General features: G+C 68.5%; 14 protein-coding genes and 1 pseudogene. 9 read left to right on the top strand and 6 right to left on the bottom strand.

Going from position 1 to position 20,612, the window contains the following annotated elements; all coding sequences use genetic code 11:
* Positions 1 to 157: 157 nt before the first annotated feature.
* Positions 158 to 289 carry a putative transporter small subunit gene (locus tag BQ8420_RS32920; RefSeq protein ID WP_235006494.1) on the bottom strand — a complete coding sequence of 44 codons (132 nt, stop codon included), beginning with the start codon at positions 287 to 289 and terminating at the stop codon, positions 158 to 160.
* Positions 290 to 304: 15 nt separating this feature from the next.
* Positions 305 to 1,900 (bottom strand): sodium:solute symporter family protein, encoded by a 1,596-nt coding sequence (locus tag BQ8420_RS25725; RefSeq protein ID WP_235006493.1) that lies wholly within the window; start codon positions 1,898 to 1,900, stop codon positions 305 to 307.
* A 665-nt stretch (positions 1,901 to 2,565) separates the two neighbouring features.
* Here BQ8420_RS25725 and BQ8420_RS25720 point away from each other — a divergent pair.
* A pseudogene (locus BQ8420_RS25720) lies at positions 2,566 to 2,939 on the top strand (DUF1330 domain-containing protein).
* Positions 2,940 to 3,270: 331 nt separating this feature from the next.
* A complete protein-coding gene (locus BQ8420_RS25715) occupies positions 3,271 to 3,960 on the top strand; it encodes a glycoside hydrolase family 11 protein (protein ID WP_087102037.1) in 690 nt (229 codons plus the stop codon).
* Between the two features lie 144 nt (positions 3,961 to 4,104).
* Here the strand turns inward: BQ8420_RS25715 and BQ8420_RS25710 are convergent, their stop codons facing one another.
* Positions 4,105 to 4,911 (bottom strand): hypothetical protein, encoded by an 807-nt coding sequence (locus BQ8420_RS25710; protein WP_087102035.1) that lies wholly within the window; start codon positions 4,909 to 4,911, stop codon positions 4,105 to 4,107.
* 225 nt (positions 4,912 to 5,136) lie between these two features.
* Here BQ8420_RS25710 and BQ8420_RS25705 point away from each other — a divergent pair, with 225 nt between their 5' ends.
* The 3 genes from BQ8420_RS25705 (at position 5,137) to BQ8420_RS25695 (ending at position 9,496) form a co-directional block, all read left to right on the top strand.
* Positions 5,137 to 5,994 carry an alpha/beta hydrolase gene (locus BQ8420_RS25705; protein ID WP_087102033.1) on the top strand — a complete coding sequence of 286 codons (858 nt, stop codon included), beginning with the start codon at positions 5,137 to 5,139 and terminating at the stop codon, positions 5,992 to 5,994.
* Between the two features lie 277 nt (positions 5,995 to 6,271).
* The gene (locus BQ8420_RS25700) at positions 6,272 to 8,479 is read left to right on the top strand and encodes a rhamnogalacturonan lyase (protein ID WP_160049433.1); all 2,208 of its coding nucleotides are present in this window, start codon (positions 6,272 to 6,274) and stop codon (positions 8,477 to 8,479) included.
* 423 nt (positions 8,480 to 8,902) lie between these two features.
* Complete coding sequence (locus BQ8420_RS25695; RefSeq protein ID WP_235006492.1) at positions 8,903 to 9,496, top strand: DUF4352 domain-containing protein; 594 nt, start codon at positions 8,903 to 8,905, stop codon at positions 9,494 to 9,496.
* A gap of 80 nt (positions 9,497 to 9,576) precedes the next feature.
* Here BQ8420_RS25695 and BQ8420_RS25690 read toward each other — a convergent pair whose 3' ends face one another.
* A complete protein-coding gene (locus BQ8420_RS25690; protein ID WP_087102027.1) occupies positions 9,577 to 11,643 on the bottom strand; it encodes an N-6 DNA methylase in 2,067 nt (688 codons plus the stop codon).
* Between the two features lie 431 nt (positions 11,644 to 12,074).
* On the opposite strand from BQ8420_RS25690, the gene BQ8420_RS25685 reads away from it, so the two are divergent.
* The gene (locus BQ8420_RS25685) at positions 12,075 to 12,512 is read left to right on the top strand and encodes a YchJ family protein (RefSeq protein WP_087102025.1); all 438 of its coding nucleotides are present in this window, start codon (positions 12,075 to 12,077) and stop codon (positions 12,510 to 12,512) included.
* A gap of 182 nt (positions 12,513 to 12,694) precedes the next feature.
* On the top strand, positions 12,695 to 13,645 hold the full coding sequence (locus BQ8420_RS25680) for a hypothetical protein (RefSeq protein WP_087102023.1): 951 nt from the start codon (positions 12,695 to 12,697) through the stop codon (positions 13,643 to 13,645).
* A gap of 4 nt (positions 13,646 to 13,649) precedes the next feature.
* On the opposite strand, the gene BQ8420_RS25675 is transcribed toward BQ8420_RS25680, so the two are convergent.
* Positions 13,650 to 15,002, bottom strand: coding sequence for a hypothetical protein (locus BQ8420_RS25675; RefSeq protein ID WP_087102020.1), 1,353 nt, complete (start codon positions 15,000 to 15,002; stop codon positions 13,650 to 13,652).
* Positions 15,003 to 15,250: 248 nt separating this feature from the next.
* Between BQ8420_RS25675 and BQ8420_RS25670 the strand changes: the two genes are divergently transcribed.
* Both BQ8420_RS25670 and BQ8420_RS25665 read left to right on the top strand, forming a co-directional pair.
* A complete protein-coding gene (locus tag BQ8420_RS25670; protein ID WP_200816097.1) occupies positions 15,251 to 17,122 on the top strand; it encodes a hypothetical protein in 1,872 nt (623 codons plus the stop codon).
* A 456-nt stretch (positions 17,123 to 17,578) separates the two neighbouring features.
* The gene (locus BQ8420_RS25665) at positions 17,579 to 19,060 is read left to right on the top strand and encodes a sodium/glutamate symporter (RefSeq protein ID WP_087102019.1); all 1,482 of its coding nucleotides are present in this window, start codon (positions 17,579 to 17,581) and stop codon (positions 19,058 to 19,060) included.
* 31 nt (positions 19,061 to 19,091) lie between these two features.
* Here BQ8420_RS25665 and BQ8420_RS25660 read toward each other — a convergent pair whose 3' ends face one another.
* Positions 19,092 to 20,477, bottom strand: a complete 1,386-nt coding sequence (locus BQ8420_RS25660; RefSeq protein ID WP_087102017.1) for a hypothetical protein — start codon at positions 20,475 to 20,477, stop codon at positions 19,092 to 19,094.
* Between the last annotated feature and the right edge of the window lie 135 nt (positions 20,478 to 20,612).

The raw sequence follows: 20,612 nt of genomic DNA, 5'->3' as shown, positions 1-20,612 counted from the left end.
CTTCTTCCGCCTGTGTACCGCCCTACCCCGAATCGGGAAACATCCATCGCCGAGCGGAAGGGTCGTTCGGACGCACGAGCGCTGGGCGCCGACCCTTCGGGGCCGGCGCCCAGCGCTCGGTATTCGACCGGTTCACCGACCGGTCAGGAGACACGGATCAGATGATCGGACGCCCGTCCTTACGCGATTGGCGCCAGTCCTTGAAGAAACCGCGCCCGAGGAAGTAGAGCACGAAGGCCACGATGAGGGGCCAGATGAGCACGTAGGCGGTCAGAGCCAAGGTCGTCATGATTTCCTTTCTCGGTCAGTGGGTCGGGGTGGTGTCATCGGTGGAGGTCTTGGTTTCGTTCTGGTCGAACGAACCGATCCGCTCCTTGATGAGGTCGAAGTCGAAGGACTTCTTGTTGCGGAAGCACATGAAGTAGCAGACCAGTGTGCTCACGGAGTAGGCGACGAGGGAACCGCTGAGCACGGTGTAGTCGTGCAGGAACCCGATCGCGAACGGCGCGGTGACGATCGCGGCGATCGAACCGATCCACAGGGCCGGCTTGAGCCCGAAGAAGCCGAACGCCATCAGACCCAGGACCACGCCGACACCGATGATGGACAGCACGTCGATGGCGAGATCGATCCCCATGGCCATCGGCAGCATCTCGAAGCGGACGGGGATGAAGATCGCCAAGGCCGCCAGGGTGGACACGGTGAAGGCCGCGTTGGTGACCTTCTGCCAGTAGAAGGAGGCGATGACGGGGAAGACCAGCGCGCCCCACAGGGCACCGACGAAGACCAGCAGGTCCAGGATGTTCATCTGCCCGCTGGCGAAGTACAGGGCCGCGGCCGTGGCGACGATCATCGTGACGCGGCCGATCAGCAGCATCGTCTTCGGGTTCGCCTTCTTGCGCCCGGTGACGTTCTGGCCGTAGACATCGGCCATCATGATCGACGACAGCGCCGCCAGGTCGGAGTCGGCGGTGGAGGCCAGCGCGCCGATGATCATGATGAAGAAGACGCACAGCAGGATCGGGCCCAGGTAGGTGGTCGCCATCTGGGGGATGAGGTTGTTGACGTCCCCGCCCGCCGGCTCCATGCCCAGGTAGAGGGCCATGACGCCGAGCATGCCGATACCGATGACGGTGGCGCCGTAACCGATGGTGGCGGTGATGAAGGTGGGCTTGATCAGGTCTTCTCGAACCGCGAAGAGGCGCTGGGCGATGGTCTGGTTACCGATCGCGTAGGCCAGTACGGCGGCGATGTAGGGCGCACCCTGGTTCAGGAAGGCGTCCGAGGAGAAGAAGTTCGACTGCTGGGGGGTCAGGTTCTGTGCCCCGGTCTCGAACATGTCCGGGCCACCGGCGGCGTAGAAGACGACCGGGATGATGACGGCCACGGCGCCCAACATCGCCATCGCCTGGGCGAAGTCGGTGAGCACCGAGGCGCGGAAGCCGGACCACAGGGTGTACAGGAGTACACCGGCGGCCATCACGACGATGCCCTGGGAGAAGCCGAACGGCGAGAGCATCGCCACCAGCGCGCCACCGGCGATGAAGTTGGAGGTCAGCGAGATGAGGCTGCCCAGCACGTTGGAGCCTGCGAGCATCAGCTGACTGGAGCGCCCGTGACGGGCGTACATGACCTCGGCGAGTGTGTGCGCGCGAGGAGCCACCGCTCGAATGCGTCGGCCGAAGGGGTAGATGAACAGGATCATCAACGCACCCCACAGCCCGTAGTGGATCGGGCCGGAGATGCCGTAGGTGTAGCCCGCGGTGGCCGAGGCGTACATGGAGGACGCCCAGATCCAAGTCGCGGTCATGGAGGTGGCAGCGATACCGAAACCGATATTGTGGCCGGCGTTCATGTAACCGTCGGCGTTCTCACGCTTCTTGCTGATCAGAATCGACATCAACAGAGTTCCGCCGAAGAAAAGCACGATGAGAAAAATGGTAACGGGGGCGCTCAATTGCTGGCTCGCCATTTCCTCCGAGCTCATTAATTTCCTTTCTTAGGGCAGGTGCCGGACCGCCTGCCGGTTTTTGTGGCGCGCAATGGTCCTGGGGCCACCGGCCCCGGCGCACGACGCTGTGCGCTGGGCGTCCGGCAGTGGCTTCACCGGTGCGCGCGCCCTTCCGATTTCTGGTCGGTCGGGCGTGGTGTCTTTGTTCACCGCTCGATGACGCGTGTCACCCTTGGGACGCGTGGGGCGGATGTGGTCAACGGACGAACTGTAGCAAAAGGGTTGAACCATGCTTAATTGAGGGTGTCGATCAAGCCGAAATCGAGTCACGGAGAAGCGATTCTGCGATATCGTTTCGTTATTTTCGCGTGACATTTCGCGGTGGCATTTGCCGCCTTTGAGGACTTTCGGCGTATGGCGTGGGCTGCGAGAATGCCGCCCCTGGCACGGATGCCCACGTCCGAGCCGAGGGGGTCGATGCTGCGGGGCGGGGGTCGCGGCGCGAGTCGTGCGAAAGGGTGATCCGATGGTCCGAGCGTTACATACCGACCAGTCGGTTGCTACGGTGGGTGTCGCAGTCCACGCTCATCCGACGAACGCGCAAGGAGTCATCCATGGCCATCGACCCCTCGGGCCCGGCGCTCGCGGACATGCTGGAAGAGGGAGGGGGCCTATCGTCATGCTCAACCTGCTCCGGTTCGCCCCCGGAGGACGCTCCTCGTACGAGGAGTACTCGCGCCGCGCGGCCCCCTTCCTGAAGAAATACGGGGCCGAACTGCTCTATGCCGGAGACGGGTACACGCCCCTGGTGGCAGAGGACGATCGGGGATGGGACGCGGTCCTGTTGGTGCGTTACCCCGACCGAAAGGCGTTCAGCGATATGGTCGCCGATCCCGAATACCAGAAGATCACCCGGCTGCGCTCCGAGGCTCTGAGTGAGGCCGTACTTCAGCCCACCCGGCCCTGGGGCTCGCGCCGCGACGCCTGAACATGCCCTCAGGGCGGACGCGATCTCCGAAACTTTCGTAGAAATCACCTCGGGCAGAGGCCCGCCTGGACTCGGATCCGGCGGCCTCTGCTTTTTTCGTGATGGAGAAGCCGAACTCAACTGGGAATATGTCGATCATGCGCCCGATGAAGGTTTCGAAACTTTCCGGAAAACATTGACTCACGTTCCTTGCGAACAGATACTTCGGGACACGGCGAAAAGCCGACCCCGCTGCGCCGCACGGCGCCGACACACGGTGACGCACCCCTGGTCACCGCGTGCTCCTTCCGTGCCCTGCCGCGCCGCCTGGCCCACCAGGAGGAAGACGACCATGAACGACACCCCCCACCCCCCGTTCGACCGCAGGAACTTCATCGGGCTCACCGGAGCCGGCGCCCTGGCCGTGGCGGTGCCCTCGCTGCTGATGCCCGGCACCGCGCACGCCCAGACCATCACCGAGAACCAGACCGGAACACACGACGGATACTTCTACTCGTTCTGGACCGACGGCGGTGGCTCGGTCTCCATGACCCTGGGTTCCGGGGGCTCCTATAGCACCCAGTGGAGCGACACCGGCAACTTCGTGTGCGGCAAGGGCTGGAGCACCGGCGGCCGCAGGAACGTGAACTACTCGGGGAGCTTCCACCCGTCCGGCAACGGCTACCTGTGCCTGTACGGGTGGACCTCGAACCCGCTCGTGGAGTACTACATCGTCGATAACTTCGGTACCTACCGGCCCGAAGGCGATTTCCGCGGCACGGTCGACAGCGACGGCGGAAGCTACGACCTCTACCACACGATGCGTTACGACTCCCCGTCAGTGGAGGGTGACAGCGAGACGTTCCCGCAGTTCTGGAGCGTGCGCCAGTCCACCCGTACCGGCGGCACCATCACCACCGGAAACCACTTCGACGCCTGGAACGCCGCGGGCATGGGACTGGGCGACTTCGTCCACTACATGATCCTGGCGACCGAGGGCTACCAGAGCAGCGGCAGCTCCGATCTGAACGTCAGCGGCTGAGAACGGGGGCGCGACGGTCCGCGACCGTCGCGCCCCCTGCCACACCGAACCCGGCTCGTGGTCCGGCGCGCGGGTACGGTCTGAGCGCTCACCCCACCGTCGAGCGATCTCCCAGAGCCCACCCGGCCCGTGGCGGCCTCCGGCTCAGGTCCCGGTGCCGGCCTTGTTCCGAGACGGGGTGTGGAAGTACTGGTGCGGCTGGAAGAGGCAGATGTTGGTCTCGCTCTGCACGTTGGAGTCGGTGGCCTCGACGAAGTAGGCGTAGGGGGTGCCCGTCGCCAGATCGGCGCCCACCCGTACCGAGGAACGGTTCAGGCCCGCGTCCAGACGCCCACGCATGTGTTCGACGAAGATGTTGTCCCACCAGGTCAGGTTCTGGGTGTCGAACTCCCGGGCCGACCCCCCGGTGGACAGGCGGAAGATGTAGTGGGCGTCCGGTCCGCCCAGGTCCTTCAGGGTTGACCAGGAGCACTCCAGCTCGCCGTCGGTCGGCACCGTCCCCAGCTCGCTCCGGCCCGAGGGCGTGAAGGACTCCGAGAGTTCGGTCCGGTGCGAGGTGTAGAACTCCACCAGACGCCGGGAGGCCGCGATGTCGTGGTGGCGTGAACGGGTCCGGACCTCGCCGTCGACCCCCATCACCTCGATGGAGTACACGCCCCCGGGAAGGAAGCCGGTGGGCAGGTTGACCATGTACCAGTAGTGGTCGAGCGCGTGGTCGTAGATGTAGCCGTTGGTATTGGCCGGAGTGAACTCCTGGTCGGCGAACTCCACCCGGTACCCGTCCGGTCCGCGCGCGGTGATGGAGCGGATCAGCTCGGGGGTGGGGATCCCCGGGGTGGGGTGGAAGGAGACGAGGAACTTGTGCTGCTTCGCGGGCAACGGCGTTCCGTCGAAGTCCCAGTAGACGTCGCAGGCCATGAAGTCGTAGATGCGCAGGGGGTTGTCGTCCACGCGGGGTCTCTCCCTTACCGGTCGGATAAGTCCGTCTCACTCTCCGCCTCGGGCGCGGGGGCGCGCATCGGTGGAACACCGCGACCTCTGTGGGGCCCGGGAGCGTGGGATCGGTGTTCCCACCCGTTCGTCGGTGGACCCGTTGACGCTCCGGTGGGCGACGCGGATATTCACCTTCTGGACACCGGACAGCCGGTGTCTTTCCTCCAGCCAAGGGAGAACGCGATGGGAACATCGACCCCCGCCCGAAGATCCACCGCCCTCCTGACCGGAACGCTCCTGGTCGCGGCCCTGGCCGGGATCCCCTCGGGGGCCGCCTCGGCCGACATCATGGAGGTCGCCGGCGGCAGTGGCCCCTACGAGGCCGGGCACGTCGTCGACCGACGCCTGCCCGACCACACCGTCTACCGGCCGTTGGACCTGCCCGAGAACGATCCGCTGCCGATCGTGGCCTGGGGCAACGGCGCCTGCCGCGCCGACGGGACGTGGTTCGAGAACATCCTCACCGAGTTCGCCTCCCACGGTTTCCTGGTCATCGCCAACGGTCGCCCGGGTGGTTCGGGCAGTACCGACGCGGAGATGCTCATCGAGTCGGTGGACTGGTCGGTCGAAGAGAACACCCGATTGTTCAGCGAGTACCGCGGGCACGTGGACACCGAGCGGATCGCCGTCATGGGTCAGTCGTGCGGTGGGTTGGAAACCTACGATGTCGCCGATGACCCCCGCATCACCACCACCGTGATCTGGAACAGCGGCATGTTCGATGATGGGGACCCCGACCGTCTCGACCACCTGCACGCGCCGATCGCCTACTTCACCGGTGGGCCGAGTGATATCGCCTATGGCAACGCGCTCAACGACTGGCGCGACCTGCCGGAGGGGCTGCCCGCGTTCATGGGCCACCTCGACGTGGGGCACTACGGGACCTTCCCCGAGCCCGACGGCGGCGAGTACGGGCGGGTCGGGAGCGCGTGGCTGCGCTGGCAGCTCAAGGACGACGCCGAGGCCGCGGACCTGTTCGTGGGCGAGGAGTGTGGTCTGTGCGTCGACCCGGAGTGGGACGTGGAGAGCAAGAACCTGTGACCGGCGGGGCGGGCCGTATCGCCCCAGCCCACCCGTTTCACACCCCGTGCCCCCGGGCCTCCACGGGAAAGAAGCGGGCTGTCCGACCCTCTTGACGGAAAGCGCTTTCCGTGTCAGGTTGTTGCCCCTCGCACCAGGAGGTGGAACCTTGACCCCCCGCACCCCCGTGCACACCCCCGTCCGGCTGGCCGCGCTCACCGCCGCCACTCTGCTCCTGATCCCGGGCGGCGCCGCGGCCGCGTCGGAGACGTCCGCGGGCACCGGCCCCGGACACCTCATGCGGCTCGAACGACTCGACCGCGGGCTGGTCGCCGTCGACACCGACAACGGCGTCCACCTTGGCTGGCGGCTGCTCGCCCACGAGGTCACCGGACACACCGACACGGGGCTGACCGGCCCCGACTTCCGCGTCTATCGGGACGGGAAACCGATCACGACCGTCGCCGACGGCACGAATCTGCTGGACGCCGAGGGCACAGCCGACTCCGAGTACCGGGTCGCCGCAGTGGTCCGCGGCCGTGAACAGCAGGCCTCCGAGGCCGTCGCCCCCTGGGCCGACGGACACCTCGACATCCCACTCCAACAACCCGAGGGCGGCACCACCCCGGTGGGGGAGGACTACACCCACACCGCGAACGACGTCTCCGTCGGTGACGTGGACGGCGATGGGCAGTACGAGTTCGTGGTCAAGTGGGACCCCACGAATTCCAAGGACGTCTCCCAGGTGGGCTACACCGGCAACACCCTCATCGACACCTACACGCTCGACGGCACCCTGCTGAACCGGATCGACCTGGGCGTGAACATCCGCTCCGGCGCCCACTACACCCAGTTCCTGGTCTACGACCTCGACGGGGACGGCCGCGCGGAACTGATGTTCAAGACCGCGCCCGGTACGAAGAGCACCACCTACGGGTCCGAGGGGGAGGTGATCGAGGAAGGGCACGTCACCCTGCCCAAGGAAGACGTCGCGGCGGGCGTCACCCACGACGAAGACCACCGCATGAGCGCCGAGGACTACCACGACCACGTCGTCGACATGTTTCTCGGCTGGTACGAACACCCCGAGGTACTGGCCGACAACTGGCCCGCCACCCTGGAGGAGGCCTTCGGGATCGACCCCGAGTACGACTATCCGCTCTCACGCGTGGACGCCGAGGCTTTGGCCGACCACCTCATGGACGTCTACGCACCCGGACGCAGCGAGAACAACCGACTGCGCGAGTTCGAGGGATTCGTGGTGGACGGGCCCGAGTACCTCACCGTGTTCGACGGGCTCACCGGCCAAGAGCTGGACACCATCCCCTATAACCCCGGACGCGGGGACGACGGGCTCCTGTGGGGCGACTACGCCATGAGCCGCGTCGAACCGGGCAACCGAGTCGACCGTTTCCTGGCCGGCGTCGTCCACCTGGACGGACGCACCCCCTCCGCGATCTTCGCGCGCGGCTATTACACCCGATCGGTGATCGTGGCCCACGACTTCGATGGCGAACGGATCCGGGAACGCTGGGTGGCCGACAGCGGGCACGTGCCCATGGACAATCCCTTCGACGACACCCCGCACGGAGGTGTGGGTACCGACCCCGAACACGGCACCCTCGCCGGGCAGGGCTTCCACTCCCTGAGCGTGGCCGACGTGGACGGCGACCACCGGCAGGAGATCGTCTACGGTGCAGCCACCCTGAACTCCGATGGAACGTTGCGATACTCCTCCCACGCCACCCTGCCGCCCGGAAGCGGTTCCCCGGGTGAGTCCGTCAAGCTCGGCCACGGCGACGCCATGCACACCGGCCGGTTCACCCCCGACGGTGACGTGCGGATCTGGACCGTCCACGAGGGCGCCACCTGGGCGCCCTACGGTCAGGCCATGCGGGACGCCGACACCGGTGAGGTGCTGTTCGGTACCTACTCCGGCCGGGACACCGGCCGCGGCATGGTCGGCGACGTCGACCCCGCGAGCCCCGGGTACGAGGTGTGGTCGTCGATGCCCCCGGGGGAGGACGGCGACGGCGGTCTGTGGTCGGCCGAGGGCGAGCGCCTGGGCGAGGAGGTCCCCGGCACCAACATGAGCATTCGTTGGGCGGGTGACATGACCACCCAGATCATCGAGGGAGCCGAGGTCGACGGTGTGGTGGAGACCCCCACGATCGAGGACTGGAACCGCGGCACCCTGCTGAACGCGGAGGGAACCTCGACCAACAACGGCACCAAGGGAAACCCGTCCCTGGTCGCCGACGTGTTCGGTGACTGGCGGGAGGAGCTCGTCCTGCGCACCGAGGACGGCACGGCGCTGCGTGTGCACACCTCCACCGAAGAGACCGAACACATGTTGCACACGCTCATGCACGACCCTCAGTACCGGGTCGGTATCGCCTCGCAGCAGACCACCTACAACCAGCCGACCTACCCGGAGTTCTATCTGGGGTCGGACACCGACTGGTCGCGGGTGACCGTGCCTCGACCGCTCTATCCCCGGCCCTGAGCCCCCGGCCCATGTGGGCGGCGCTCCCCGACGCCCGCGTCCACCCGGGAGACGTCCCCCGGGTGGACGCGGGTCCGAGGTCACCGAGGATGACGGCGATCTCATACGGGTTCCTCTGCCGGAATCCCCGAAAAGGACTCCAACCCGGTGATGCCGTCAGCACAGGACGGTGAACCCTTCGGTGGCCGCTCCGCCCTGCGCTGTGAGTGCTGGAAGATGGTGCTGTTCATTCTTCTCTCATCTTGAGCATGAAAACAGCTTCGTGTTCATGGTTGGTTATATTCACAGATAGTCGTGTATGGTGTGAGTGTCTTCGGGTTGGTTCAGCGTTCCGGAGACTACCTGTCCCGCTGCGTGCCGAACCGCCCGGTTCGGTGTTCACACCCCACGGCCTCGTCGCCACCGCACAGACCGGAGCCCACCATGACCCAGCCCCACCCCCAGCCTTTCCCGCCCCAGCAGCCGTACCAGCCCATGCCTCCGAAGCAGGGCATGTCCACCGGCAAGAAGCTCGGTCTCGGCTGCGGAGCGTTCCTGCTCCTGTTCTTCCTGATGGGTGGCTGCATGGCCGCTCTCTCGGGGGGCTCCGACGGCTCGGAGTCCGCGCAGGCCCCTTCCGAGCAGACCGAGGACACGGCCGAAGGCGAGGTCGAGGAGGCCGCCGAAGAGCCGGCCGAAGACGAACCGGTCGTGCTGACCGCGGAGGCCGCCGACTTCGTGCCGAGCGTCCTGCACGACGGCGGCGACTACACCAGCGTGCACGTCGCCGTGGAGAACAACGGTGACACCGCCATCGAGGTCAACCCGCTGTACTTCGCGCTCGTCGCCGACGACGGCACCAAGAAGGACACGACCAGTGCCCTGGGTATGTCCGAGTCCCAGATCGACACCGTGACGCTCGACCCCGGCCAGCGGGCCGAGGGCCTGGTCACCGCCGAGGGCGACTTCACCCCGGCCTCCGTCGAGTTCGAGGAGAACCTCGGCCTGGGAGTGACCGTCACCGCGGACATCGGCTGAGCATCGCCGCGCCCCTGAGACGGCACGAGGGCCCGACCACCGGATATCACTCCGGTGCTCGGGCCCTCAGCGACGTGCGGTCAAGGCTGTTCGGCCTGGTCGGTGGTGAGCTCGACGGCCAGGTCGACGGCCTGGTCGGCCAGTTCCGTACCCAACTCCTGCAGCTCCCGTAGCGCCCGACGGAACCGTTCGACCCGACGGAAGCGCTCACCGTGCGCGCGCTGCTCCTGGATGGACAACACCGGTAGACGGAACCGCTGCGGTTCCAACCGCAGGGACCCGCGCATGCTGCTGCTCACCCGGGTGATGTGTCCGCGCTCGGCCTCGCTGCTGACGAAACCCGCCAGGAACCAGGGGTCCACGGACGCGGGGTTGGTGCTCACCACGTACAGCCCACCATGGGGGTGGGCCCCCGCGTCCTCGGCGGTGACCACCCGAGCCAACGGTCGTTCGGTGACGACGGGGATGACGATGTCGCCCTCCCGCAACGGGGGGTTGCGCATGGGGTCGGCGTCGACGCGTTCGGTCCGGGTCGCCGGCGTTCCCCGCATCACGTCCTGGGGCGTCAGCACTCGCGCCTGGGTCTGGGAACCGCTTTCCTCCTCGGGGCGTCGGGCACGGTGGCGTCGGATGGAGACCGAACCGGCCTTGGCCAGTTCGCCCAGGGTGACGACCGGGGTGGGCGCGGCCTCTGGCAGGGCCTCGGGAACCTCCGGGAGCAGGGACCGCAGCGACCGCAGCGACCGTTCCATCTCGGCGCGGCGCCGCGCGAACAGGTCCAGGTCTCGGGTGCTCGAACGGGGCGGTGGCAGGTGGCGGCGCGGGGTGAGGTCGATCTCCTCGTCCAGCAGCTCCACCGGTTCCACGGCCCGGGCCGTCCCCGGCACTTCCTCGAACCTCTCCGGATAGCCGTGGAAGTCCTCCCAGAGTCCTCGGATCCGGTCGATCACTTCCTCGGGGCGATCCACATCGTGGGGGTCGGTCGGCTCGGTGTCCACCAACAGCAAAGGCGTGGGCGTCGTCGTCTCGTCGGTCCGGCGCAGCACCCACAGCTGCAGCGGCACGGCGTAGTGCGCGGCGAAACCGGCGGGCAGCGACACCACCGCGAGGAACGCACCGGACCGTAGCAGCGAACGGCGGATCCGCCGCCCGGAGGGACGTTGGGCCGCGGCCGGAGGCATCAGCAGCACGGCCCTGCCGCTCGGTCGCAGTTGGGAAAGGGCGTGCTGTACCCAGGCCAGGTCGGATTCCAGGCGAGGCGGCAGCCCGTGCACCCACCGGGGGTCATCGACCAGGTCCTCCAGGCCCCAGTTGCGTTCACCGAACGGGGGAGCGATGACCACCGAGTCGGCCGGGGCAGCGGTGAAGGCCGGTTCTCGCAGGGCGTCGCCGACCCGTAGTTCGACCTGCTCGTCCAGGGCGTCGTGGAAGGCCAGGCGCAGCGCGGTCAGCCACAGTGTCGCCCGCTCCCGGTCCTGGCCGCGCAGTGGCGCGCGTCCGGCTCGGATCCCCGCCAACAGGAGTTCGCTCCCGCCACAGGCGGGATCGGTCAGGGCACCGCCGGTGCCGGCGAGGTGGACCATCAGGTCGGCCAGGGCGGGGGGAAGGTTGTGCGAACCGACGGGGGAACGTTGCTCCGACCTTCGGCTCATGCGTTCCAGGACCGGGCCGGGGCCGCTCTCGGCGACGGCGCGCACGGTCGCCTCCACCAGGGCGGGGAGCAGGGTGTCGGGGACCTCGACGGGCCGATGGTCGGCCAGGCAGGCCGAACCGGAGGCCCGCAATCGTGTCTCGAAGCCGTCCAAGGCCGCGGCCACCAACGCGGCCGGGTCCCTCGGGGGAGCTTCGGGGTGGTCGCGCAGGTGCAGGGCCAACGCGCCGACCAGCCCGAGGAGGTCCTCGACCGGAGCGGACCCGCGCAGGGAGTCCACCACCTGCCACAGACGCTGGTCGGGGTCGATGGTCGGCACACTGCGGTGGGTGGACAGCCACGCCTCGATCTCCGCCAGGTCGAAGCGGGGGCTGCGGTCGGTACCGCCGACGGGGGTGGGGAAGTCGTCGTGGCGTCGACGCCAGTTGCTGACCGCCGTCGGTTTGACCCCGGCGATACGGGCGATGTCGGCGGAGCTCACCTCCACGTTGTCCATGATCTCAACCTTTCCTGGCCAGCGGTCGGACCGACTATACACATGTGGTCTGGTCTCGACCCGGACACGCCCATTCGTGAGTGGTTGGGTTATTTCACAGGGCAAGGTTGGTGTGGAAGCCACGGAATGGCACGCTCAGCCAGGGTCGAAAGGTGACGGTCGGGCGCCGGAAGTGGACATCCCGCGCGTTTCGTTCCACCGGCCAGGATGGGTATCACCCCGGGGGATGGACATGGACTACGCCCACGTGAACGCGCTCCCGATCCCTCAACCGCGCCCTGCCCCCGACGACGGTCCACCTCCACGGTGGTTGCCGCCACCTCCACCGCGCCGCCCAGGTGACGGCGGAGCCTGACCCCTCCACCCGAACCATCCGACCCGATTCCCCTCCATCGGGCCGGGTGGTACCCCCGGCACGCCAGAATGGGTGCATGGCCCAGCAGCGTCCCCACCGTTCCCAGCGTTCCACCGGCCCGCGACCCGTCCTCACCGACGCACCCTGCCCGTGCGGCCGGCCCGAGGAGTACGGTGCGTGTTGCGGTCGCCTGCACGCGGGCACGGCCCGTGCGGCCACCGCGGAGGACCTCATGCGTTCGCGCTACAGCGCCTTCGTCGTGGGCGACGAGGACTACCTCCTGCGTTCCTGGGATCCCGCCACCCGACCCCGCCGGGTGGGCCTGGACCCCGACACCGAGTGGACGGGGCTGGAGATCCTGCGTACGAATGAGGGGACCCCCTTCCACAAGGAGGGCGCCGTCGAGTTCCGGGCGCGCTATCGGGAGGAAGGCCAGGACGGTGAACTGTGCGAGTACAGCCGGTTCCGCCGACACGAGGGTGAGTGGGTCTACCTGGACGCCGTGGTCGGCTGACCCCGCCCCGCGGCGGAGCGGATCTGACACCGCGTCGCACCGGCTCGCATGGGAGGGGCACGGTGCGCGGCCGGTCGCCTCACCGATCCCCGATGGGCCACCGACCTGCGCGATGTGGGAGAAGGCGGACGCGCACGGTAGGAAGAGCGGGTCACAGTACCCCCTCGCTTCGGAGCCCCCCGATGACCGAATCACCGCAGGACGCGACGCCGCCCATGCTCCGGCAACAGCAGACCGTCGAGGAGATCGCCCGCGCACTGGTCGAGATCATGCCCGAGGACTGGCAGAACGTCATATACCTGACGCGTCAGGTGGGCGGCTTCACCTTCGAGGACCTCATCGCGGGGAGTACCGACGGCACGATCCGCGAGTTCGTCCCGCCCGAGCCGGTCCGGGTACTGGCCACGGAACTGAAGGACCTGGGCGAGAAGCCGGGAGCGGGCACCTGGTTCGAGGCGCGGATCTCGGTGGAGGCCGCCGGACGCTTCCGGGTCGAGTACGAGTACGACGAGGTGGCAGTGCCCAACGGGCTCGCGCCCCTGGCCTACGCCCAGGAGATGCGCCGCTACCCCCGCACCCCGGAGGAGATCCCCGGCTGGATGCGGACCCACCTGGAACAGGCCCGCACGTTCGACCTGGGCCCCGTCCACGCCGACTTCGGTGACGTTCTGGTCCGGGCCTTCCAAGAGGAAGGCCTGCGGATCGAGTACCTGCCGCCCACCAGCGTGCGACTTCTCGTCCCCGGACACGGCCCCTTCGCGCCCAGCGACATGGTGGAGACCTTCGAACGGGCCGTGGTCGCGACCACGGCCCGGTGGCCCCGCATCGCGGCGGGCGTGGCCGGGCTCACGGCCGAGAACGCCCGCCGGCAGGGGCTGATCGCCACGCCGGACGACACCGCCATGGCCGCGCTCCGCCGGGCCTTCGCCGGGTACGGGACGCAGATCGCCTTCCGCGGCACCGACACACTGCTCGTGCCCCTGCCGAGCGGGCGAAACGCGACCACGGACATCACCGGTTTCCGTGCCGCGATGGAAGGGCACTTGCCCGAACACATCGCCTACCACGCGGATGTGCTCGCCCGAGAGATGAACGAACAGATCGCCCGGGCGGTGGCCGAGGGGAAGGTCTGATTCCTCACTGTTCCATGGGGCGCCCGAACGCTCGGATCCGATCGGCCAGTTCCCCGGACCGGGCCGCGGCCTCGGAGACGGGGTGGTGATGGGCCAAGGCGTCCAGGACGGTCAGGGCGTCGGGGTGCGCCCCCAACACCACGGGGTCGGCGTCCGCCAACAGCAGTCGGTACACGTCGGGGGTGTCCTCCGCGGCCAGGAAGGAAGGCAACCCGGAACCGTCGGGGGACATCGCCGCGGCCACCATGTCGATCACCACCCATGGCCCGTACTCGGCCAACAGCCGGTCGATACCGCGCTGGCCCAGCATGCCGGAGGAGAGCAGGACCATCGCGGCCAGACAGGCCTCCGTGCTGTGCGGTGAGGTCAACAAGACGCGCAGCCGCGGTTCGAGCTCGGAACTGGTGGTGTTGAGTACCTGGGCGGCGACCCAACGGCGAAGGGCCAGACCGGGGCCTCGCACCACTTCGGTGATCTGGCGCAGGGCCTCGTCCGGTCCACGCCGGTCCAACCATTGCGCGGCCTCCGGTGAGCGCTCCTCGAACGGCAGCACGGCCAGGGCGTCCAGGAACCGGGAGGCGCACGCCTCGGCGAGGGTGTCCACGAGGGGCGCGTGGATACCCACCTCCAGGAGCAACCGGCGTACCCCGTGGCGGCCCAGCGAGGTGAGCTCGATGGTGCACCGATCCTCGCCCTCGTCCTCGGGACGGTGGTCCAAAGCCACGGCCCCGGTGTCGGAAAGCTGCCATAACACGTGCAGGAGCAGGTCGGTGGTGTGGGGCGTGTCGGTCGAGGCGGAGCGCGGGACCGGTCTGGACAGGGCTTCCAAAGCCAGGGTGTCCAGATCGGGCCGGTGCCCGTCAGGAGCCTCGTACAGGAACCGCAACACCTCCGGGAGTAGATCGGGCCCGGTCGTACCGGGCGCGGGGTCGTGCGGGCGGGACAGGTCGCCGCGGGCGTGCGCGATGGTGTGCTCGAATTCGTGGAACCACCACTCCAGGACCTGCTCGGGGTCGCGTACCCGACGTTCCAGGTCGGGGTCGGGCCGGGCCAGGGAATCGTCGATGCGGACCAGCCCCAGGCGTAGCGCGGCGGACCAGGGCACCACGAAGTGGGCGACGTCGGCGACCGAGTGCAGGGCACCGAGCCAGATCACCCGTTGATCCAGGTGGCCGGGCAGGTCGTGCGGCCACAGGGAGAAGCGGGAGATCGCCGACCGGGCGTCGTCGATGCCGGGGACCCCACCGGAGGTGACCGGGGTGGTGGGGGCGCTCCAGCGGGCGAGGCTCAGAGCGTCGCATAGTAGTGGGGAGTCCAGCGCCATGCGGGCCAGGACCTCGATCGGTGGCAACGACACGGGCCTGGCCGACAGGGGAGGTCGTCCCGGCCGTGACGGTTCGTGAGAGGGCATGTCCGGTCCCGTTTCCAGCATCGGGTGTGGGTGTGAGCGAGGGTGCACCCTTACTACCGTTCCGCGCCGGTGCGGTGGGGTGCTTTCGCGTAGATCGGTACGAAGCCGGGAGTGAGGGCCGGCCGTGCCCGGGTTGTCCACAGGCTTGGAGATCGTCGGTGCGCGTGGGGACGACGATCCCTAGAGTTGGCGCCATGGACCGACTCGCCGCGTTGGACGCCCACCTCCGCACCATGCCTCCGGAACGGGTCGCGGACATCCTGGCCACCATCCCCGACGGTGCCGTCCGCTACCGGACGGCCACTCCCGACACCCTGCTCGACCTGATCATGACTCTGGCCTACCGTCCCACGGTCTTCGAGCGTCTGCCTCTGCCCCACCACCAGATCCTGCGCGCCATCGTGGGCGTCGCGGAGAACGCGCGGGAGCTGCTCCCGGGCGGGCCGGAGGGTGAGTGGCCTCGCCCCCGGCGGTCCCTCGCCCAGGACCAGTTTCTTCTGGGGCCGGTCGACCATGAGGCCCTATTGGCCAGGGTGGGCGCCGACCGTCCCGGACTGGCACGGATGCGCGCGCAGGAGTGCATATCCGACCTCGTGGACCTGGCGGTCCTGTGGCCGGACGGCGACGGTGGCTACCACCTGCCCGACGACGCGGGTCACCAGTTCGGCACGCGCGGCTTTCCCCGGTCGGTCGGGGAAGCCTTGGAGTGGTGCGACCTGGCGATGTTGCGCCGAATGGCATTGGCGTGGGGGCTGGACCCCACCCAAGGTTGGCGGGAGTCCGTGGCCGCATTGGAGGCAGTCCTCACCGACGAACGCAGGGTGGAGTCCCTGGTGCGCGAGGCACCGCACGAAGTGGGGCACCGACTCCTCCAGTTGACCTTCTTCTCCGAGGTGGTGGAGATCGACTCGATCGCTCCGGGGAACATCGCTTTGCCGGTGAACGGAACGGGCGACGTTGAACTGGACTGGTTGTTGGAGCGAGCTCTGCTCCTACCGTCGGAGTACGAGACCGAGACGGGGGACAGTTGCCTCTTCGTGGTCGCGCGTGAGGTGGCCCTAGCGATCCGGCGTGCCTTCCCGCACCGGTTCGACCCGGCTCCGCCACAGATCATGGGACCCCCGGTCGAGGGGATGCTGCCGGGGCGTGGACCGGGCGCGGTGGAGGAGATCTCCCGGGAGGCGCTCACCGCCCTGGCGGGGGCCGACACCCGGCTGGTGACCGCGCTCGCCGAACGTCCCGGGAGGTTGCGCCGGGACGGTCGCCTGGCGGTGCCGTCTCGGCGCCGCCTCACCAGGGCGGCGGGCGGGAACGAGGACCTGGCCAGGACCTGGATCGAGGTGGGAGCGCAGACCGGGCTGTTGGTCGCCCAGGACGGTCACGTCATGCTCTCCGCGCAGGTGGGCGATTGGTCGGCGGCCGCTCCGGAGGTGCGCCTGGTGGCGCTGCTGGAGGGATGGGCCCGGCGTGCGGAGGACGGCCTGTGGTGGCCCACCGACGACGAACCCGTGGCGTCCGGGGCCGTGGACGAGGGCGCCGACGCCCGCACCAGGTGGGCCGTGGTGTGCGCGCTGTCGGACGTGCCGAGCGGGATCACCCTGGGCATCAACGGTGCGCGAGCCACGCGGGAACTGGCCGAGGAGGACAAACGGGTCGCGGGAACCGAGTGGCTGATCTCGGCAGCCCACTGGCACCAGCCGTTGACCGCCGTCGACCCGGGCCACGAGTTCCGGGTGCTGCGTGCCTTCCATGAGGCCGAGTTCCTGGGAGTGGTGTGCGCGGGGGCCGCCACCCGTGTGGGGCGCGCGCTGTCGGAACGAGTCCGCTCGGCCCCTCGCGTTCGGGACGAGCCGGGGGAGGAGGTCCTGGCGGCGGTTCGGGAGACCCTCGGGTTGGGGGTGCCGGAACCGGGGGAGAACTGGGGCGGGCCACTCGACCCGGTCGGTCCGGAGCACACTCGTCATCGGGAGCTGACCCGATGGGCCCGGGAGCTGTTCGGGCGGTCGTGGGCGGCGGAACGGAGCGGTTCCGCTTCCTCAGGGGAGGAACCGGGCGAGGTCGAGTAAGCGTCCCGCCCGGGGGGACACGCCGAAGGAGAGCCGAACGGCTCACTGGAAAGCATGAGGATCCCCACTGTGATCGGAGGGGTACCGGATGTGTGCGAAGGCCCGTTCCGGGTAACCGTCACCGCCTCGGAAAACGCTGACGGAGCGTGAACACGGCAACGGTGGTGCTTTCCGGTCTTCCCCCTTCTCCCTGCCGGCCCCTGGGGTTATCGGGGTGTTATCGCCCGCCCGTCACGTTCTCCCCGAGCATGGATCGGGGAAGTCTCGGCGACTTCGTCACCGTGTGTACGATTCCCGGGTGTTCGTGTCAGCCGAGCCACTGACACATGCGACCTACCTCCCAGCCACAACCCCCGTGCAGGTGCACCACGCGCCGAGCCACGCGTGTGTCCGCACACCGGGGGTAACACGTTCGCCCCGTGCCGTTACTTCTCGGGGCCGTCCCGAGAGGTGGATATGTCCCCTGACACCGTTGGTCTGGCGCTCCTGCTACTGGGGCTGTTGCTACTGGTCTCCAAACTGGTCCGGGTCAAGTGGAAGCTCACCCAGAAGCTCTACCTGCCCGGTTCGATCATCGGTGGCGGTATCGCCCTGCTACTCGGTCCCGACGTCCTCGGCCGGGCCATGGGTCTGCTCGCGGGCCGGGGCATCGCGGTCGACCTCACCGCGCGCATGGCCGAGGGCGGCCTGTTCGGTGTGGACGTCATGTCGGTCTGGTCGGCCCTGCCCAGCCTGCTCATCTCGGTGGTCTTCGCCAGCCTCTTCCTCGGCAAGCGACTGCCGAAGATGCGCGAGGCCGTCAACCTGGCCGGCCCCAACCTGGCCTTCGGTGTCACCGTGGCCAGCGGCCAGTACGTGATCGGCATCCTCCTGGCCCTGCTGGTCCTGGTGCCCTTCCTCGACGTCCCGGTGATCTCCGGCGCACTCATCGAGATCGGTTTCCTGGGCGGTCACGGTACCGCCGCCGGTCTGGGCACCACCTTCGAACAAGTCGGCTGGGCCGAGGGCCAGGACCTCGCGCTGGGCATGGCCACCGTCGGCCTGCTCTCCGGCGTCATCATCGGCATCGCCCTCATCAACTGGGGTGCGCGTCGCGGTAAGACCACGGTGATCAGCGCCGACAACAAGGGCACCGACCGTGAACAGGCCGGTCTGATCGACCGCGCCGACCGCACCGCCGGTTCGACGATGACCGTGCACCCCTCGTCCATGGACCCCTTGACCCTGCACTTCGGTCTGGTGGCGGTCGCCGTCATCATCGGTCAGCTGATCCTGTCCGGACTGCAATGGCTGGAGCAGGCCCTGTGGGCCGAGACCATCGAGGTCATGGCGTACGTGCCGCTGTTCCCGCTGGCCATGATCGGCGGAATCATCGTCCAGATGGTGATCGACCGGTTCGACCGGGACGACATCGTCGACCAACGCTCCGTGGAGCGGATCCAGGGCCTGTCTTTGGACGTGCTCATCATCGCCGCCATGGCGACGTTGTCGTTGCAGGCCATCGCCGACAACCTCGCCCCCTTCGCGATCCTGGCGACCGCCGGCATCCTGTGGTGCCTGTTCGCCTTCCTCTTCCTGGCTCCGCGCATGATGCCGGACTTCTGGTTCGAGCGGGGTATCGGCGAGTTCGGTCAGTCGATGGGCGTGACGGCCACCGGCATGGTGCTGATGCGCGTGGTGGACCCGGAGGCGCGTACCCCCGCCTACCCGGCGTTCGGATACAAGCAGCTCATCTTCGAACCCTTCTTCGGCGGTGGCCTGGTCACCGCGGCGGCCATCCCGTTGATGGTCAGCCCGTTGGTGGGCCCCTGGGGCTTCCTGGGCATCATGGCGGTGACGATGGCCATCGCGCTCTTCTTCGGGCTGGTGGTCCTGCGCCGCCGACACCGCAAGGAACAGCGTGCCGCGGCCAAGGAACAAGGCAAGGCCGCGGTGTAGCGTCCGGGGCGGCCGTCGTCGGCCCCCCGTTTCAGGGTGAGTGCGGTGCGCGGGCCCGAGCGGCCCGTGCCCGCGCCGCCACCGCGGGATCGGGGTGGTGACTGCCCAGGACGCGCAGAACCTCACGGGTGTCGGGATGTTCCGGGTTCCAGAGCCGGTCGACGTCGTCGAACAGGTGCCGGTCGATGCCCTCGGCGGCCTCCGAGACCAGGAAGGACCGCATCCCGGACTCGCCCAGGGCGGTGGCCGCGGCGAACACGTCGATGGCGGTCCAGTGCCCGAACCGGGAGCTCAACGACTCACGTTCCTCCTGCGAGAGCATGTGCGAGGCCAACAACACCACGGACGCCAGGCCCGCCACCGTGGGATCGGGTTCGGCCAGCAACCGGCGCAGGCGTTGACCGATGCGCGAACTGACCGAGCCCAGGACCAAAGCGGCGTTCCAACGACGCAGTGCCCGCCCCGGCCCGGCGCAGACCGCGACGATCTCCCTCAAGGTCTCCTCGGGTGCGCGGGCGTCCGACCACGAGGTGAGCGCGACGAGCTGGCCGTCTGGGGAGAACGTCGACAGCGCGTCCAAGAACGCGCCCGCGTCGAGCCGGACGAACTCTTCGAGCAAGGGCGCCGGTCGCCGACGCGCCAGCAGGATCTGTCGGATCCCGTACCGGCCCAGGTCGGTCAGCTCCACCCAGAGCGGATCGGTCCGATGATCGCGGGGCACGTCCCTGGGCGCTCTGGGCGCACTGTGTCCCATGTCGACGGCGCCGGAGTCGCGCAGTTCCCACGTCCCGCGGGCGAGCCTGCCGGTACTGTGCCCGGGAGACGCCGTCGGCAGGTGGCTTTCCTCCTGCGCGGTCACGACCTCCTGGGTCACCATGTGCAGCGGAACACGGGCGCCGTCGGGGGACTCGTACAGTCGGCTCAGCGCTGTGTCGGGGGAGATGCCGGCGGTCTCCCGCAACGAACGTTCCACGCACTCGCGGAAACCGAGCATCCACCAGCGCAGGATCTGGTCGGGGGAGCGCATCCAGCGGTCCAGCTCCCGGGCCGGACGTGCCTGGGCCGTTTCGCACTGGATCAACCCCAACCTCAGGGCGGTGCGCCAGGGCCGAATGAAACGGTGCGCCTGTTCGGGGGAACCGATCCGTCGCAACCACTCGTCCCGGCGGCCGGGGTCCCGGCACAGGTGACGGGGCCAGAGCCCGAACCTGCGGATCGCGTTGCGGGTGTCGTTCAGGTCCGGCAGGCCGTGCACGTCCACGTGGGTGATGGGCCCGCACCATCGAGCCAGTTCCAGAGCGGTGCCCAACAGCGGGCTCGCCAGGGCGGAGCGGGCCAGTTCCCGGGGCGGCCGAAGGGACACCGGTCGGGCGGCGAAACGATGGTGGTCCGACGCGTCCGAGTGGTGCGATGACATTCCTGCCCCCGAGTCCTGGTGGCTCGAACTCCCTTTCTCTCCCTTGTACAGCGACTCGGCGTGTTCGTGTGGTGGTTTCGCCGACCTCGTGGGAACGAAAGCGGCGAAGGTGAGGTTTCGGACATGGTGCGCGGG

The organism is Nocardiopsis sp. JB363 (genome assembly GCF_900143625.1).
Classification (GTDB): domain Bacteria; phylum Actinomycetota; class Actinomycetes; order Streptosporangiales; family Streptosporangiaceae; genus Nocardiopsis.
This window is presented reverse-complemented; position numbering and strand designations above follow the sequence as displayed.